16 protein-coding genes are annotated in these 17,643 nt (G+C 44.3%); 6 read left to right on the forward strand and 10 right to left on the reverse strand.

All coding sequences use genetic code 11. The features are described from left to right. Positions 1-196 precede the first annotated feature (196 nt). The 3 genes from QUA07_RS15895 (at position 197) to QUA07_RS15905 (ending at position 1,810) form a co-directional block, all read left to right on the forward strand. Complete coding sequence (locus tag QUA07_RS15895; RefSeq protein WP_333326676.1) at positions 197-874, forward strand: DUF2834 domain-containing protein; 678 nt, start codon at positions 197-199, stop codon at positions 872-874. A 177-nt stretch (positions 875-1,051) separates the two neighbouring features. Continuing rightward, a complete protein-coding gene (locus QUA07_RS15900; RefSeq protein WP_333326678.1) occupies positions 1,052-1,651 on the forward strand; it encodes a class I SAM-dependent methyltransferase in 600 nt (199 codons plus the stop codon). Between the two features lie 21 nt (positions 1,652-1,672). Beyond that, the gene (locus QUA07_RS15905; RefSeq protein ID WP_333326680.1) at positions 1,673-1,810 is read left to right on the forward strand and encodes a hypothetical protein; all 138 of its coding nucleotides are present in this window, start codon (positions 1,673-1,675) and stop codon (positions 1,808-1,810) included. A 57-nt stretch (positions 1,811-1,867) separates the two neighbouring features. On the opposite strand, the gene QUA07_RS15910 is transcribed toward QUA07_RS15905, so the two are convergent. The 5 genes from QUA07_RS15910 to QUA07_RS15930 all read right to left on the reverse strand — a co-directional run bounded on the left by QUA07_RS15910 (position 1,868) and on the right by QUA07_RS15930 (position 4,340). Further along, positions 1,868-2,302: an HNH endonuclease signature motif containing protein gene (locus QUA07_RS15910; protein ID WP_333326682.1), complete on the reverse strand. Its 435-nt coding sequence runs from the start codon at positions 2,300-2,302 to the stop codon at positions 1,868-1,870. After that, on the reverse strand, positions 2,295-2,708 hold the full coding sequence (locus QUA07_RS15915) for a hypothetical protein (RefSeq protein ID WP_333326684.1): 414 nt from the start codon (positions 2,706-2,708) through the stop codon (positions 2,295-2,297). The genes QUA07_RS15910 and QUA07_RS15915 overlap by 8 nt, the downstream gene beginning before the upstream one ends. Positions 2,709-2,795: 87 nt before the next feature. Continuing rightward, entirely contained in the window at positions 2,796-2,987 is a 192-nt protein-coding gene (locus QUA07_RS15920) for a hypothetical protein (protein WP_333326687.1), read from the reverse strand. A 180-nt stretch (positions 2,988-3,167) separates the two neighbouring features. Next, complete coding sequence (locus QUA07_RS15925; RefSeq protein WP_332997913.1) at positions 3,168-3,914, reverse strand: uracil-DNA glycosylase family protein; 747 nt, start codon at positions 3,912-3,914, stop codon at positions 3,168-3,170. Between the two features lie 189 nt (positions 3,915-4,103). Beyond that, positions 4,104-4,340 (reverse strand): DUF433 domain-containing protein, encoded by a 237-nt coding sequence (locus QUA07_RS15930; RefSeq protein ID WP_333297618.1) that lies wholly within the window; start codon positions 4,338-4,340, stop codon positions 4,104-4,106. A 126-nt stretch (positions 4,341-4,466) separates the two neighbouring features. Between QUA07_RS15930 and QUA07_RS15935 the strand changes: the two genes are divergently transcribed. Together QUA07_RS15935 and QUA07_RS15940 are read left to right on the forward strand one after the other, a co-directional pair. Continuing rightward, positions 4,467-4,769 (forward strand): DUF433 domain-containing protein, encoded by a 303-nt coding sequence (locus tag QUA07_RS15935; protein WP_333326689.1) that lies wholly within the window; start codon positions 4,467-4,469, stop codon positions 4,767-4,769. Next, the gene (locus QUA07_RS15940) at positions 4,766-5,134 is read left to right on the forward strand and encodes a DUF5615 family PIN-like protein (RefSeq protein WP_333113410.1); all 369 of its coding nucleotides are present in this window, start codon (positions 4,766-4,768) and stop codon (positions 5,132-5,134) included. The genes QUA07_RS15935 and QUA07_RS15940 overlap by 4 nt, the downstream gene beginning before the upstream one ends. A gap of 48 nt (positions 5,135-5,182) precedes the next feature. On the opposite strand, the gene QUA07_RS15945 is transcribed toward QUA07_RS15940, so the two are convergent. Both QUA07_RS15945 and QUA07_RS15950 read right to left on the reverse strand, forming a co-directional pair. After that, on the reverse strand, positions 5,183-6,160 hold the full coding sequence (locus tag QUA07_RS15945; protein ID WP_333326796.1) for a heme o synthase: 978 nt from the start codon (positions 6,158-6,160) through the stop codon (positions 5,183-5,185). A 133-nt stretch (positions 6,161-6,293) separates the two neighbouring features. After that, a complete protein-coding gene (locus QUA07_RS15950) occupies positions 6,294-7,208 on the reverse strand; it encodes a heme A synthase (protein ID WP_333326691.1) in 915 nt (304 codons plus the stop codon). A gap of 902 nt (positions 7,209-8,110) precedes the next feature. Here QUA07_RS15950 and QUA07_RS15955 point away from each other — a divergent pair. Next, positions 8,111-9,547: an ABC transporter substrate-binding protein gene (locus QUA07_RS15955; RefSeq protein ID WP_333326693.1), complete on the forward strand. Its 1,437-nt coding sequence runs from the start codon at positions 8,111-8,113 to the stop codon at positions 9,545-9,547. Positions 9,548-10,099: 552 nt separating this feature from the next. On the opposite strand, the gene QUA07_RS15960 is transcribed toward QUA07_RS15955, so the two are convergent. Genes QUA07_RS15960 through QUA07_RS15970 form a run of 3 tightly spaced genes read right to left on the reverse strand, consistent with a single transcriptional unit; the run spans position 10,100 to position 17,627 of the window. Beyond that, positions 10,100-15,460 carry an AAA family ATPase gene (locus QUA07_RS15960; protein WP_333326695.1) on the reverse strand — a complete coding sequence of 1,787 codons (5,361 nt, stop codon included), beginning with the start codon at positions 15,458-15,460 and terminating at the stop codon, positions 10,100-10,102. Positions 15,461-15,497: 37 nt separating this feature from the next. Further along, the gene (locus tag QUA07_RS15965) at positions 15,498-16,508 is read right to left on the reverse strand and encodes a methyltransferase (protein ID WP_333326697.1); all 1,011 of its coding nucleotides are present in this window, start codon (positions 16,506-16,508) and stop codon (positions 15,498-15,500) included. 45 nt (positions 16,509-16,553) lie between these two features. Next, on the reverse strand, positions 16,554-17,627 hold the full coding sequence (locus QUA07_RS15970; protein WP_333326699.1) for an amidohydrolase family protein: 1,074 nt from the start codon (positions 17,625-17,627) through the stop codon (positions 16,554-16,556). Positions 17,628-17,643: the final 16 nt, after the last annotated feature.

A 17,643-nucleotide genomic window follows, 5' to 3' on the forward strand; every position in this document is an offset into this window, starting at 1 on the left:
TCTCTCCTGACATGGCCCCTGCGTCTGCCTAAAGTAATGATCGCCTGCTGTAGAGCCTTTCATCCCCGAACTAAAACGGGGTTTGCAGCCGCTGTTCCAATCGAAGTGCTTATGACCTAAGATAGACGCGCCTAACTCGGGCGTTACTTTACCATAATTTAATTTAGCCGGGTTCAAATACTCGTTATATATAATAATGAAAACAAAAATTTTTCTGGGGTTGCTCTGGGCAACATTTATTGCCTACACCTTACTGCTAGCTCCTCTCGATCAGCCCGGAACGCTAACAGTTATGGAAAAAATGCTCAAATTCCAGCTAGAAGGAATTAACCCCTACCTTGTCACAATCTTCGCTCTCATGGGAGTCTGGCCGATGGTCTACGCTTGCCTGCTATTCATTGACGAGAAAACCCAAAATATATCCGCTTGGCCTGCTTTCATCGCTTCCAACGGCGCGGGCATCATCGGCTTAATTCCCTATTTACTCCTCCGCCAGCCTCAACCACAATTTTCCGGCCGCAAAGATATGTTAATCAAAATATCAGACTCCCGCTGGACAGGCATTGTACTTTTACTAACTACTATCTGGCTGTTAGCTTGGGCTTGGTTAAATGGAGATTGGGGAGATTTTGTCAAGCAGTGGCAGTCAATTCCTTTTGTGCATTTAATAACTTGGGATTGTTGCTTGATGGCTGTAATATTTCCCTCACTTCTGGGAGACGACATGGCACGCCGCGGACTCGCGGACGATCGCATTTTTTGGGCAGTGTCTCTAGTTCCGCTGTTAGGGCTGCTAGTTTATCTTTGTCTGCGCTCCCCTCTGCCAGAATCTGCAACAGAAATCGCCACTTTCCCACTGACAGCCAGAAATTGAAACATTGAAAAATTTGGTAGTGTTCAAGATGTAATGAATATTCAAGGCCGGGCGGGATTAACAAAGGCTCAAAAAGCGACATTGAGAGGGTTAGGGGCGATCGCGTAGTCTGGGTGTACCGTAGAGAAAGATTTTAATTGTCCTGAAAATCTCGATCGACACTTATGAGGTGACTCTATGGAGCCCAATGATACATCGGCCCGCTACGACCGAATTGCCCAATGGTGGCAAACTCAGCATCAAGATTCAACCTACGGGATTGCCCAATTAGAACGGGCGATCAAATTTACTTCTAAGCAGCACGCAGCACTTGATGTCGGGTGTGGAAGTAGCGGACGTTTTATTAACAGCTTATCTAAGCATGGATTTCAGCCTGAAGGACTTGATATTTCTAGCGAAATGATCAATTTAGCCCAGCAGCTACATCCAGAAATCACGTTTTACCGGGAAGACATTTGTGATTGGCAGCCACCGAAACTTTACAGCCTGATTGCAGCGTGGGATAGCACGTTTCATCTGCCAATCAACAAGCAAGCGCCTGTGATACAAAAGCTATGCGATGGGCTTGAATCCAATGGGGTGATCCTGTTCACTTGTGGCGGCGGACATACAAGCAGCGAGGTTTCGGGAGCATTTCAAGGTCAAGATTTTGATTACAGCACTTTGGGTGTAGATACTTTTCTGCAAATTCTGGTTGAGCATCATTGCACCTGCCGCCATCTCGAATATGACCAGTATCCTGAAAATCATGTTTATATGATTGCCCAAAAGACCTAATTTATCATTCGCACCATTAAAGTGTGGGATGTCGCAACTGGTGGCTGTAACCGGACGTTGATGGGCGATCGGCTGTTTGAAGGTATGAATATTCAAGGCGCAACGGGATTGAGGAATGCTCAGAAATCGACATTGAAAGCGTTAGGGGCGTTGGTGTAACGTGTGTCGAGATTAGGGCGATCGCCATTTCGATCGTCGCTGCGATCGGATATTCAATTACGAATCATTGTGAGGTGGATGTAGGGCGATAGAATGCAGGACTCCTCGAAGATTGACTACTCCTTCTCGGTTGAGTTGCAGCCGATCGATGGTAGCGCGTCCAGTCGGTGTTAAACCCAACATTTGAGTCGAATCGCTGCTCCAAGTAAAGTGTTCGCTCCAGTTATCCTGTCGAGGATGATAAAGTGGGACGGAGCCACCTGTAACGGGGTCGATCGCCTCACTATGACTGTATTTGAAATTGTTGCACCCATGAGCTGCGATCGCCAGATTATCCAAATCACTGATGCCACCTTTGGAGCGAGGGATAATGTGTTCAATGGAGAAGGGATCTGGAGAGAATTTAGCTTGACTGAGACAATACTCGCAGCAACCATTGGCGCGTTGTTTAATGAATTGTCGTTGCTGCTGTGTGAGGCGGGATTCAGGCATAATCAACGATATCGGGTTGAGGATTGATGCCGAGGGTTTGCATGAGCTCCGTCAGAGGTTGGTTGCGGAAGGTTGCGAGTTGAATTAAGGCTTGAATGCGGGCAACATTGAGTTGTTCAAGGCGCGAGCTCATTTGGATCAGTTGCTTGTGTTCTTCGGGAGTCAGGGTTTCGGCATGACGCTTGGCGATGAGGGCATGGTATTCTTCCCAGGTTTGTGCACTAAAGCCGATGTTAATTTGTTGCAGCAAGTCGGCTTCTGTAGGTTGGGTGGTTGGAAGTCTAGGCTGGAGGCGTTCTTGCAGGGTGTTGAGGATGTAGCGATCGGGTTCAACGCCTTGTCGAGACGCTTCAGTGCGGATCTGGTGTTCGAGTTCGGGAGAGAGGTTGAGGGTGATGGTGGTCATGGTTATCTTGGCAGCAACATCTATTCATCATTTTAGCGATCGGGCTTTCACCTTATCAAAAACTTCATCGCCTGGGACTTCTCGATTTTACTGCCCGCGTCCTGGTTTGCAATCTACGAAAGCTAATGCTTCTGTGTCGAGAAAACTGGCGATCGAAATGGCGATCGGATATTCAATTTTCGCAGGACGCGCAATTAGAGCAGCTTTAATTCGTTCTGGCAAACGTCCCAAAATAACTTCGGCATCAGGAGAAAGTTGTTCTTGAAGTTTAGCTTGCATGACATTCACCTTTGGGTTGGAATTTGATAGATACATTCAAGCCACTACCCAACTCAGATTTAGCGGTCTAACGTTGCCAATCACCCGCCGCAAATTACCTCAGACTGCCACCGACAGGATCTCGACGGTCGGGTGCATTGGCGTTGTTCGAGTGCGCGCATCTCTTGCCGTATTTTGATGCTACCGCAAAAAAGCGCGTAACTTTTCAAGTTCATCACCCTGTAAACACTTAGCAAAAGAACGGTGGGTCCGAGCATTTGGATGGGGGAGAAAAGCAAAAAATCTTTCACGATTCCCTATCTCAACGAACTCGGATATTGAATTTGCTGTAGAGATATTGAATTGGCTTTGAATCACTTGCTTTGCGCGTGCCCCCAGTACCACTATCACTTTTGCTCTTGCTAGTTCTAAAACTCTCAACAAGTAGGCTTCCACACATTGCTCCTGTGATTCTTCTACACCAGTTTCGGCACGAGACTTACAATGCACTATCTCGGTAAGCGCATAATCAATGCCTGGACTAACGTTCCGTTGAAGTAGCTCAATCGCACGTTGTCTAACCGCTGCCCAAAATCGAGTAGAGCGACTATATTTCCCGTCTTTTAGCAAGGATTTTGTACCATCAACGATCCAGTGCTTACGTCCTCCTCCAAAACGGTAATTGAAATAATCGTGTACTTCGCTACATGACCAATCCCAAGTTGGGTAATCTTCATCAGAGCCAATTGATGGATTTGAACTCAGGAAGAGAATGGGTGCTTGCTCTATCTGTCCACTCCAAGGTTCAGGCACTTGAAATTTTTCTAACCCAATTGCATTTTGAGAGTCAACAATTTTACGACATGGATTTTCAACAGAAAGATCTTCTTGACACTCTCGTGCATGGGGACAATGAACAATTTCACTTAGCAGAGTTTTTTCAGACATTCCCGAAATATATCAACTGATTACGAGTTTACGAAAATCTAGCAGTCGAACTTATAATTGTATCGCAGTTGCGGTACAATACCCAATAGAAGAGAAAAATACCGCCGATCGATCGCTGATGTATGTCACCAAAAGTGGCACTAATTCACATAGCAATTGCTGCCGTTCGATGAAAATTCAACCAAATTGTCATGCGGCTAAAACAGGACGATCGAGCTTGCGGACTGCATACAGAAGCGTAGCTTTAATATAGTCAATTTCCAAGTCGGGAAATTCTTCAATAAACTTAAAAATTTGCTCACCCGCAGCCAGCAACTCTAGGATATCGATGACTCGAATCCGCATTCCCCGGATGCAGGGACGACCGCCACATTGTCTTGGGTTCACTGTGATTCTGTCAAACAGATAAGCAACGGATGCTGGCATTGCTTAAAATTGTTTAAAATCTTTGTCTTTAGCTTACTTCATTTATCGCCCGAAACTCACGCCGCGATCTAATTCTGCGATCGCTATGCTGTAATAGAGATCAGTCCCTTCAAACTTCCATAGTTTATGACCACAGCAGTATCTATTGACATTGGTACGCTCATTACACGCACTCCCGGACTGCATGGTGGATGTCCCCACATCGTCGGTAAAGGCGTTACCGTTCGCCGGATTGTAACCTGGTACAAGCGAGGATTGAATGCTGAAGAGATTTGCGATCGCATCGGACATCTCACCCTCGCCGAAGTCTACGCTGCATTAACTTACTATCATGCCAACACCCAAGAAATTGAAACTGATTTGATTAATCAAGCAGCAGAAGCCAAGCGTCTTGAAGCTTTGTACAGCAACTTTGGTAAAGAAGCATGAGTGAGATTAGGCTTTACCTAGATGAAGACTCCCAGGATCAGTCCCTACTACGGGCATTACGGGCACGTCAAGTCGATGTAACCACAGTCAACGAAACTCAAACAGAAGGATTAATCGACGAAGAACAACTTCGGCTAGCTGCCAGTCAAAACAGAGTTTTGTACAGTCACAATATTGGAGACTTCTGTCAGTTACATACTGAGTTCCTTGGCAGAGAGGAATCTCATGCTGGCATTGCGCTGATCTCACAAGACTATTCCGTGGGCGAGCAAGTTAGAGTCATTATGGAACTAACTGCTAATAAGACAGCAGAGGAAATGGTGAACCAGTTAGAGTTTTTGGGTAAATACTTGAAAAATAGCTAAATACCGAGAGCCCCGACTTCTTCAAGAAGCCGGGGTTCTAAAAGCAGACTACATCACAACTGCACTAATCAAAGTTTGCACATTTTGTACAACAGCAGTAGTAAAATTATGAGTCACAGGCAAACTGTCAACGACTATTCCCGCGCACAATAGCATCAGATACAGAATAGAGTATTTGAAGAGCGATCGCGCAACAATCTTATCCTCTGGAGTCTGCAACAGCAACCAAGCTTTTTGGGCAAAAATAGCACCCAGGAAAATAGCTGTTCCCGCATACAACGCGCCCGCTAAATGCAGGGGATAAACTAGCAGCAAAGTTGCAGGAATCATCAATAGCGTGTAAATCCAAATTTGGCGGGCTGTCTCTTCGTCGCCCTCAATTACAGGTAACATCGGGACGCCTACTTCTTTGTATTCATCGCGAATCATCATTGCTAATGCCCAAAAATGCGGCGGTGTCCACAGGAATATAATCCCAAACAGCAGCCACGCACCCCAACTCAAATCTCCCGTAACCGCAGCCCACCCAACTAGCGGGGGAATCGCCCCTGCTGCACCGCCGATGACGATGTTTTGCACGCTGTGACGCTTCAGCCAGTGGGTGTAAATTAGGACATAGAAAACGATGCCTGACATCGCTAGCAATGCGGCTAATAAGTTGGCAACAACTGTGAGCAATGTAAAGGATATTGTAGCTAGGGCGATCGCAAATATCAAAGCATCCCGCTTCTTGACACGCCCGGAAGGAATCGGTCGCCACCGGGTGCGCTCCATAATATAATCGATGTCACTGTCGTAGACACAATTAATCGTATTCGCCGACGCAGAAGCTAAAGCACCTCCGGTAATAGTGGATACCAGCAATAGCGGATCGACTTCTCCTTTGGCGGCCATCCACATTCCTGCTGAGGTTGTTATTAGCAGTAGTAAAATAATTCTGGGTTTTGTTAGTTGATAGTAACTTTTCACCACTTGCGAAAAGTTTTCGTGGAGGCGGGGGCTGTCGTTGGTAAGGATTTCTTGCATCGGTTGTAAGCTGTTAGTAATTATTTGCGAATTCGTCATTAGTCATTAGGTTGGAGTGGCGGGTTTTACGAGATATATTTGGTGTAGCTACAAGGATTCATAAACCCGCCGCCTCTTACTTTAGTCTGATCTCTCAAGCTGATAAAACTCGATCGCGCCAAGCTAAAACACTAAAAGCTATCAGGGTTCCCAGCAAAGCAGCACCGACTGCTTGGTGGGCGACTGTCAGCGGTTCTACCTGAAGGTGCAGCCGGAAAGTTGCTAATCCCAGAACTAATTGAGCAAGGAGGCAAACACTCGCCCAGTTAGCCAGTTTTCGCAAGTTTGGACTCAGTGCAGGCTGTCGCCAAGCCATGACTGCTAAGGCTAAAGTCGCTGCTGTAGCTGGTACGATACCGGCGATGTGGCTGTTCATTACCGAGCACAATTCTGAGGAATCCAAACATTGGTGCAGCGCCCATCTAGAGCCTACTAATGCGCCTAGCAAACTTTGCAGGTAAACTAACAATGCTGCGATCGAACTTACCCAAGCTAATTTGCCGACATTTCCTGTAGCTTCGTAGGGAGTCAGCATGAAACCGATGACTAGCAGGGCGCCAAAAAACAGTAAAGCTGTTCCCAAGTGAGCGGTAACGATGTCAAATCTCAGCAGTTGTGTTACTGTCAAGCCGCCCAATACGCCTTGAAAAACGATTAAAAATAGTGCTCCGGCGCTCGCCCAAGGCAGCCATTTTGGCAGGCGGCTGCGGTAAAACAAAGATAGTCCTAAAAGTGCGATCGCGCTCAAGCCAATTGCCGCTGCGTCCAATCGGTGAAACCACTCCAGAAATACCTGCAAATTCATTTGCGCTGCGGGTATTAATTGACCGTAGCACAGCGGCCAGTCGGGGCAAGCGAGCCCCGCATTCATGACTCGCGTGGCGCTGCCTACAGCCATTAACAGCCAGGTTGCGATCGCAATTTTCCACACTAGACCGCGGATAATATCTTGTGGCTGCCACTGCACTCCTGCTGCTGCGTTTGGCTGATTGAAAACTGAGTTTGCCATGGAATTTACCTTAGCCTTTGTTATCGATCGAACTTAATGAAATAGCGAGCTTTTACTTTTGCTGAGCTTAGCGGAGCTTAACACTCTTTTTCTGTGACAAACCGTCATATATACTACCTTAGCGACATCGCAATCCAATTAGTTTGTCTTTAGATATTTTTCAACTTTCCTCTTTACATTACAAAGTATTGCAGCTATTTTTATAAATTTCAACAAACTTTAATTATTTTACCGAACCCTTTGCTGTTACAGCCTCCCTCCCTGTCCCCCTCGCGGAGAAAAATAAAGATATGATTAAGAAAAGCTTTTTTTCAAATGTTTATGATATATAGCCAACTTTAACGTAAAAATTTTTAACTAAATACAGGACTGAAGAGTTACCCCCTAAGTGTTTTTCAAGGTAGTTCTCAGGTTTACTCACGTCAGATTGTATAATTCAGTTCCAACACTCAGCGTTTTATCTAATCCACCAGTTATCATTTCTTGCCTGCATAACTACATTTGGAATGGAGGAAGTGGCGCTCTTGCAGGGTAGGGTTCACTAATCTTTGAAGCGGTAACTTATACAAATTCCTGCACTTTTCTGGTGGAACCACCTTGAAAGCATTCAGACTAAAGAGTGCGATAGCCCGGATTTGACTATGCCAATGTTACTGAATTATATCAGATCCGGGCGATCGCATATAATAAGGGAATAGTGACTACTGGATTTTAGGCTTGCAGGATGCCTCAGCTCCGAAAGCATCAATTGATAGATCCAATCACTCTATCTGACGCACCCTACATCAATTCGGGATCGCCAAGTTAAAATCACTTTTTCTCCTTGGTCAATGTTTTTGACTCCCTCCTAATAACTAATGACTAATGACTTCGTTATTTCAAAAATCTAAAAAGGTAAAATTATGTCCCAAAAAAACGAAACCGCTGTTCTGGTATTATCGCTCCTAATTACGATCGGGCTAGCCGGTGCAGGTATTTGGTGGCTGACAAGCCGAGGCAGCATCAATGTCGGGGGTTTATCACCCCAAAATCAGACTTTTCCCAACTCGGCGACGGGTAATTCGCCGCAATCAGAGCAGGCAATTGGGCAGCGTCTGAGTGCTGGCGAAAAACTGTTACTTCCAGCAGAGCAAGCCACAACAACTAAACAAGCAGCAGTACAGGCGATCGCATCTGGCAACTATAACGCAGCTATTTCCGACTTACAAGCTTCGCTGAAAACGAATCGCAACGATCCCGAAGCACTAATTTACCTCAACAACGCCCGCATCGGCGATCAGAAATCCTACACAATTGCCGCCGCAGTTCCCATTGGTGGCGATATCAATGCTGCTCAAGAAATTCTGCGGGGCGTAGCTCAAGCTCAAAATGAAATTAACCAAAGCGGTGGCATTAGCGGTACTTCATTAAAAGTGGTAATTGCTAACGATGACAACAACCCAGAAATTGCCACACAAATTGCCAGTGCTTTAGCAAATAACTCGGAAATTTTAGGAGTAATCGGGCATTTTGGTTCAGATACAACGCTAGCAGCCAGCAAGATTTACCAGCAAAAACAATTAGTAGCAATTTCTCCGACAAGTACGTCGGTGCAGCTTTCAGGAGTTGCCAAAAATATATTTCGGACAGTGCCGAGCGATCGGTTTGCGGCTAATGCTCTTTCCCGCTATATGGTGGGGAAATTGCAAAAGCAAAAAGCTGCTGTATTTTTCAATTCTGCCAGCAGTTACAGCAAATCTTTAAAAGATGAATTCACGACGGCTGTTTACGGAGATGGAGGACAAATAGTAGGCGAATTTGACTTTGCTAATGGCAATTTTAATGCTGCCGAGAGCGTTAAAAGTGCGATCGCCCAAGGAGCAGAAGTGATTATGTTAGCATCCAATTCAGCCACGCTCGACCAAGCTTTGCAAGTAGTGCAAGTAAACGCCAAACGGCTGCCGTTACTAGCAGGAGACGATGCTTATACTGCTAAAACACTGCAAATCGGTGGCGCAGCAGCAACAGATATGGTGCTAGCTGTTCCTTGGCACATTCTCGCAGATCCGCAGTCAAACTTTCCCCAAACATCCAAACAACTGTGGAATGCTGAAGTAAGTTGGCGCACAGCTTTAGCCTATGATGCGGCGATCGCCTTAATTGTCGGTTTAGGGCGCAATCCGACTCGTACAGGCATTCAACAAACTTTATCGGCGTCAGATTTTTCGGCAAATGGAGCATCGGGGCCAATTCGGTTTTTACCTTCGGGCGATCGTAATCGAGTAGTTCAGTTAGTAACTGTTAAACCCGGAAATCGCACCAGTTACGGTTACGATTTTGTGCCGATATCCGGTTTGTAAACTATTAGCGATCGCCCAATTTAGGTTATACTATTCATTGGTAAGTTCTAGGGCGGGTCAAGCAAAAATGCTTACAAGATGAGTAATTATATCAAATCCGGTTGCATCGGAATTAATATTACCCCCAATCAGGACACGGCAGTGCCGTTTCCCTACAATTAATCGCGTGAGAATTACATCTCTCATTAAGTGTTCTTGATTATTTGGGTGTAGGAAAACGGCATTGCCAATTGGTGTCAACTTAAGCTTTTAGTCCATCAATCCTCCCGCCTACCCGGCAGTCCGCCAGGGGTTGAAACCCCTGTCTAATAGCTAAAGTCCTCGCTATGAGGACTGATATCAATTCCGGTTACACTCCTTATGATGGGGAGCGGGGAGTGGGGGAATGTGGAATTGCGCGACCTTGACTTTATCATTCCCACCCAACCGCAAACGATATTACAATAAAAATTTTTAAACTCATTAGTCCTCTTTAGAGGACTTTAACTTTAAGGCAGGGAATTCATTCCCTGTCGGACTGTCGGACAGTCGGACTACTAAATTCTCCCATACTTACTTCTGTTTAATTACTACCAAAGTAATGTCATCAAATACTTTTTGCTCCCCGATGTATCGCCGCACGTCGTCAATAATAGCTTGCTTGATTTCTGCTGTTGACTTTTCCCTGTTAAGGGCAACAAGTTCAATCATTGGCTCAATACCGTATTCCTTTTGATTCATATCAAAAGCTTCGGTAATTCCATCTGTGTAGAGTACGACAACATCCCCGGAATTTAACTGTATTTCAGTAGTAGCAATGAAATCGGCAATATCTGGTTCCAAGGCCATGGGAAAGCCTAACTCCATCGTATCAATCCGCTCTACTTCGCCACTGGAACGCACGACAATCACCTCTTCGTGCTGTCCGCTCAAACGCAGGATGTTGTCCCCCCGATATTCCAGCAAAGAAAGGCTCATACTTTTACCGCAATTGATGCGCTCTACGTTGTCAAAAAGCGTTTGGTTGACTGTCTGCAATAATTTAACTGGGTCGGTTTCATTGTGAACCAACAAAGTGCGAATTGCTGTTTGCGCCATAATCATTAACACGCCGCTTTCTAAACCGTGTCCTGTCACATCGCCGATGCCAATTGTGGCTTTACCGCCGTAATTTAGTACGTCGTAGTAGTCGCCGCCAACTTCATCAGCGGGTTCCATGAATGCAGCAATTTCTAGCCCTTCAATAGACTCTAATTCCTGCTGTTGAGGCAAAATCATCTGTTGCAGGCGGCGGGTTACGTCTAGTTCGGCACTCATGCGAAGGTTTTCTACTTTGAGCCGATCGTTCAAAACCAATATTTCTGCATTAGCTTGGGCTAATTGTGCGGTGCGATCTTCTACTTTTTGCTCTAAAGTTCGGTTGTAATCTTCTAATTTTTCGTAGAGAGTTGCATTTTCAATCGAGATCGCAGCTTGAGCCGCAATGATTTTTAAAGTTTCCACTCTTTCCGAGGTAAATGCGCCGATCGCCAAATTATTTTCTAAGTAGAGAATACCACCGAGTTTGCCTTGATTGAGTAGGGGAGTGCAGAGGATCGATTTGGGTTGAGTAGCGGTAATGTAAGAGTCGCGGGTAAATTGTCCTTCATCTGTGGCGTTATTTAATACTACATTTTCGTGGCTGCGAGCGACGTAGTTAACTATGGCGGTTGACAGCAGGGGAATTCCAGTTGCAGGATCTACGGAATCTACGGGAATGGATTGCATAATGGTAATACGATCGCATTCTACTGCTGCTTCGGCTTCAATCGCCCAACTCCCACCTTGATCCAGAATGAGAAAACCTTTTTGGGCCCCTGCGTTTTCAATCACAGTTTTCATCACCTGGTTTAACAATTGTTCGAGAACGATTTCACCGGAGATAGCTTGGGATGCTTTCATTACTGCGGCAAAATCTAGCGCTTCGCCTGATTTTTCACCTGTTGTGGTAATCGGATTCTTGGTATTTTGAGTATCTGTTTTGGTTGAACCAAGCCACTGGAGATATTTTTCATCTAAATCTTCTACTTTGCGTTTTGCTCCCCAAATTTGATAACCTTGGTATGCTTTTTTTAAATAAATTTGGGCGAACTCAGATTTTTCTTCGGCAAACCAAAACTTGGCGGCTAGTTCGTTGGCGAGTGCTTCATCTTGAATAAACTCATTTTCTTTAGCCAATTTAATCGCTCGATCGTATAAATCGCTCGCTTCATACCACTTACCCGATATTCTGGTCATTTCTGCGGCGACTAAAAGATATTTATGTAGAAAATTTTCCGGGCAATTATTTGCCCAGTTTTGCATTTGCGTTTGGTTAGCCTCGATTTGAGTCCAGTATTCTTGTTGCTCTTCTGGAGAAACAGATGGATGGAGTGCAGCTAAAATCAGGGAATAATAAAAGTTGTAAGTAGAAGCTTGAATAGTGCCAGAAATAAACGCTGATAATTCTCGCGCCTTGGCTATCGATGCTAACGCTAATTGCAACTCGCCATATAAATAGAGAACTTGAGCCTTGAAAATGTAATAATAGCAGATTGCGTTTGGGGTTCGGCTAACTTCCTCTGGATTTAGATAGTCGGATTCCTGAATCTCATCGCCACCAAAATCAACTTTATCTTGCGTTTGTCCGAGCAGGTTTTGTAAGATTATTTTCTGTCCCAAGGTACAATCAACAGACCATTGGTTTTTGGTTTTTTGGCAAAAAGGGAGAATGTCAGATGCCTCTTGAGGAAGTAAAGATAGATTTTTGCCTTGGTAAATTCCATTTAATAAAGTATGAGTCATGCTAAAGCCAGCAAATTGAAGCATACCTGACTGTAACCCAGCCTCAATTGATTCTGCGTTAAGACTTTCAGTTTGCTTGATGTGCTTAACCCATGATAAAGAAAAATTGGCAAGAGCATTAGCTGTTTCGCTTAAAGAATATAAATCATCGAACTTTTTACTTAACTGATATCCTAACAACGTGAGTTCGTAACTTAACTGATAGTTTCCTAATATTGCTTGGAATGCACCAAATATACTGTAGCTAATTGCCGATTTGGATGTATGACCGTATTCAACGCTCAGATTGGCAGATTTACTCATTACGACACCGGAAAGCTCTGGAGCGCCTAAGTATGCTGGGGGTTGCATTTTTATCAATAGCTCTAAGGCCATCTGCTTGATCGGGTCTTCCATTTCTGGATTGTCAATCAGCGAAGCAACTTCTCGTTTTCCTAAACTTTCGCTAAACTTAGCTAATTCAGCTTCAACAGCTTTGTCAAAGTCGCGATCTGGAAAGTCGATACCCAATTGCGCTAAAGCTGTTCGACCGATGTGAATCGCCTCCAAGTATTTGCCCTGCATGGTATATAGTTCGATTAGCAAATAATATAATTCCGAGCGTTCTAGCGCTGACTTCACTCTATTAATAGCCAATTCTATAAGCAATTCTGACTCTTGAAAGTTGCTATTGAGATATTCAACCTGGGCTAGGCTTTTATATAAATCCACAGCCATTTTATAATTATTTTTCCCTTTCCATATATTTCCAGGAAAAAATTGCTTTGCCGATATAAAATATTCTCTAGCAGCCGTATATGCAGTAGATTCTTTGGCTTTATAACCTGCCTTGAGATTCAATTGACTCAGATGCACTTTTTCAGCCTTGCTGGCAATCAAGTTTTTTCCTTTATTAAGATGATCGACTATAGCAAAAATATTTTCTTCTTGTGCATCTGAAAGTGTACTTGCAAGTAACAACCTGCCAATTTTAAGATGAACCGTTTGCTTGTGATTGTCATCAATCAAGGTATAGGCGACTTGCTGGACGCGATCGTGTTGAAACTTATAATTCAGGATAACCAAAGAGGCATCGAGGGGATTGTTCAAGGTAGTTTCTAGCGATGAAGCCGGTTGAATCAGCCCGGACTGAATAGCAGGTAGTAAATCTACAAATGTATCTGTCAGGGATTTTTCACAGACTATAGAAAGAGTTTTCAGATCGAAGCTATTCCCAATACAAGCAGCCAGAAGCAATGCTTGCTGAGGCGCATCAGGTAGTTTTTTTAATTTGTCTATCAGCAAATCCACAACATTTTCTGTGATACCTAAAGCCTCGATTTGCGGGATATCCCAGACCCAACAACGCTGTTGCCAATCAAACTTTAATAAATTTTCTTGATATATAGTTTTAAGAAATTCATTGACGAAGAAAGGATTACCTGATGTTTTGCGATAAATTAACTCAGTTAGCGGCTCTACCAGTTCTAGATTGCTGTGGAGAGTATCGGCAATCAATTGAGCGATGTGAGGAGCAGCTAAGGGGGCTAATGTTGTCCTATTGAGAATAACTCCCTCTTTTTCTAAACGATTGAGGGTTAAGATTGAAGGGTGGGTGGGGCTAACTTCATTGTCTCGATAAGCACCAATCAGGAGCAAATATTTCATCTGCTCATCAGTCAACATTAATTCGATAGACTTTAAACTAGCTGCGTCTGCCCACTGTAAGTCATCCAAAAAAATGACCAGTGGATGTGAGCTTTGGCAAAACACCCTAACAAATTTTTGAAACACCAAGTTAAACCGATTTTGCGCCTCCATCGGCTCCAGTTGCTGAATCGGAGGTTGAGGCCCAACTATTAGTTCTACTTCAGGAATCACGTCAACGATGGCTTGACCATTAGAGGCAAATGCTGCCAGTAGTTTTTCACGCCATTCTGATAGCTGTGCTTCATCTTCAGCTAAAATTTGCTGTATGAGAGAGCGAAAAGCAGCAGCAATTGCAGAGTAGGGAATATTGCGCTGTAACTGCTCGAACTTACCAGAAATAAAATAGCCTCGCCGAGCTGTAATTGGCTTGTAGAGTTCCTGTACCAGCACAGACTTACCGATGCCAGAATAGCCGGAAACGAGTACCATCTCAACGCACTTTCGTGTCTGTTCTTCAGAGCTGTTTGCTGAGGCTATCCGCGCAAAGTTTGATAATAATGTCTCAATTTCTCGCTCTCTACCGTAAAGTTTCTGCGGTATACTTAACCTGTCAGAAAAATCTTGTTGTGCTAGCGGAAAATCTGCAATTTCTCCGCATAGCTGAAACTGTCTGAGGCATTCTTCCATATCTGCAGCGATGCCAAAGGCACTCTGGTAGCGTTCCTCCGCGGTTTTCGCTAACAATTTCACAATCAGGTTAGAAACAACTTTGGGTATATTGGGATCGAGTTCGTGAGGCGGTAGAGGCTGTTTGGCAATGTGGCAGTGTACTAATTCCAAAGCATCGCTTGTATCGAAAGGTAAATAACCAGTTAGTATTCGATAAAATGTCGCCCCCAGAGAGTAAAAGTCTGTAGTGTAGTCGAGGGCCCGATTCATCCGGCCTGTTTGTTCGGGCGACATATAAGCCAGTGTGCCTTCGAGAATATTTGGGTTTTTAATTGTGGGATTTTCCCGCGTAAATAGTGTAGAAATGCCAAAATCAATAATTTTCAGGATATCTGTTTGAAAATTCCAAACAATATTGGCAGGATTGATATCTTTGTGGATAACATTAACAGCATGGATTTCACCTAAAGTCTTCGTTATTTTAATAGCAATAGAAAGAAATTCAGGCAAGCTAAGTTTTCTATCTCTCAGGATAATGTCTAAGGATTCACCTCCAAAGTCTTCTAAAACTATTGCTAGTGTATTCTGATATTTTTGCAAATCATAAGCTCTAATCACTCCATCTATATTCAAGGAACGAGTAATTTCATACTCTTGCTTATATCTGGTTAGCTCCGCAGGGGTAGGATAATCTTCCTTGAGAACCTTGAGAATAACAGGTTGATTGTCATGGCGGCGATTTGCTCGATAAACTAGCGAATTCGAGCTTTCAAAAATTTGGGCGATAATTTGGTAATTAGAAAGAATTTTCATACTTAAGATTTTTCTCAACTAAAAATACAAACAAAAATTATGGTTTTTTAGCACTAATCAGATGATAATAAGCATGAGTTGGTATTGACTGAAAATCAATAAACCCTACTGAGGATAAGATTTCTTCTATTTCCTTTAAAGTATACTGCTTACCTTTCTCATACATCAGTAATATGGCTGACAAACAGGCGACTGTGAGCGGCCCATCTTTTGTGTCATGCAAAGGCATTTCATGCAACAACACTTTCCCGCCCGATTTAAGTACATCGAATGCTCGTTGAGCCAGCAAATAGCAATGTTCTAAATCCCAATCGTGAAAAACATTGCCAAATAGAATACCGTCAGGTTCTCCAGGCCACGCATCTTCAAACATATCTCGCGCAACGGTAGTAATCTGTTTTTCTAAGCCATATTTGGCAATATTTTTTTGTGCAATCTCGCATACAGGCTCAAGATCCATAACCGTGCATTGAATCTGCGGATTAAATGCTGCGATCGCGATCGCCAGCGCTCCCGAACCACCTCCCACATCAAGAATATGCGATATTTGACCGAACACAGGTTGTTTGGCTAAGTTTGCTGCGGTTGGCAGTATCATCATGTGCATCCGATCGATGAAGCTGTGCACCATCTCAATTTTGTGCTGATTCATCGCCACCGCCATCGGCATTGGTGGTTGAGCGCCACCCATTAATTTCATGCGAAGCAGATCCAGATACCATTCATGGGGAGGGCAAAACCCCGTATAGTAAAATGGGCTATCTGGAATCATGTATGTTTTTGCTACCTTTGTCAGGCCAAACCGTCCATCTTTCTGTCTTTCGAGTAATCCAAATGCGGCCAGAACTGCCATGAAAGCTTCAGAGATTATAGGTGTGATTTTGAGGTTTTTGGCAGCATCTTCAATTGTTTGCGGTGCTTCGTCTATCAGCTTAAATAGATTGATTTCTTGCGCTAATGTTATTACTGGCCCGATGATTCTAGAGCAACTTAGATCGAACAGTATACGCTCATCGACTTCGGGAACGGGAAAGGGTTCGTTGAACATATTTATTTAGGAGAAGGGAGTTGGGCGGTTAGGTTTGAATGACATTCAACTGATCCCGTAGAAACGAGCCGGATTTTCCCACAAAATCTTTTCTACAGTTCCCTGGGGCAGTTGTCCCTCAAGAGCAACTACTTGCTCGACAATATCCGATTCGTATTCTCCATGAGGATAATCAGAACCAAAGAGGACGTTATCCGAGCCGATATACTCAATAACTTGAGATAAGTGTGGCTCCGAAGGCTCAATAGAAACAAAACACTGACGGCGGAAATACTCGGAGGGCTTCATCTTCACACGATCTGCCACTTCCCAGCGCGAACTCTCGTATTCTCGATCGAGCCGCCACAACCAGTAGGGCAACCACCCGCATCCTGACTCCAAAAAGCCAACTTTGAGTTGGGGATGGCGTTCCAGTACACCACCTTCAATCAATGTTAGCAAAGCCATCATTTGTTCCATCGGATGGGAACAGGCACGTAAGGCAAAGCGAGTATTAAAGCGATCGGCCCCAGCAGTAGGCAGACGGCTAGGAGTTCCCTCGTGAATGCCTACGGCGATTTCCAACTCCTCGCACTTCGTCCAAAATGGCTCGTAGGCGCGATCGCTCAGTAGTCGCCCTTTTACGGGATTAGGACGCAAAAAGACTGCTTTCCAGCCAAAATTAACGATGCGGAGCAATTCTGGCACCATCTCTTCTGGATCGTGAAGATTAATGCTGCCCACACCTTTGAGTATTTGGGGATTAAAACTACAGAAATCTCGCAACCAATTATTATAAGCTCGCACAAAAGCACCCACCAATTTAGGTGCCATAGTATTTACCGCAGTGATAAACAGCAGGGATGTGGGATAAATAAATGCCACATCAACCCCCATCTCCATCATTGCTTGCACCTGAATTTGGGGGTCAGCACCAGCCAGGGGCTCGACTTCCAAAAACGGTTTTGCCCATTGACGTAGATATTGCTCGGAGAACTTATTAATAATCGGTTCTCCTTGAATTTTCATGTCTGGCGAAGGAGCAAAGTGCTTGAAAGCTGGTTCGAGATATTCTTCCCAAATGCTGTGGGGTTCGTAAACGTGAGCATCGGCATCGATAATTTTATAGTTTTTAAACATCTTTTGGGTAAGGGGA

It is taken from the genome of Microcoleus sp. T3_A4, from assembly GCF_036700465.1.
Taxonomy (GTDB): domain Bacteria; phylum Cyanobacteriota; class Cyanobacteriia; order Cyanobacteriales; family Microcoleaceae; genus Microcoleus.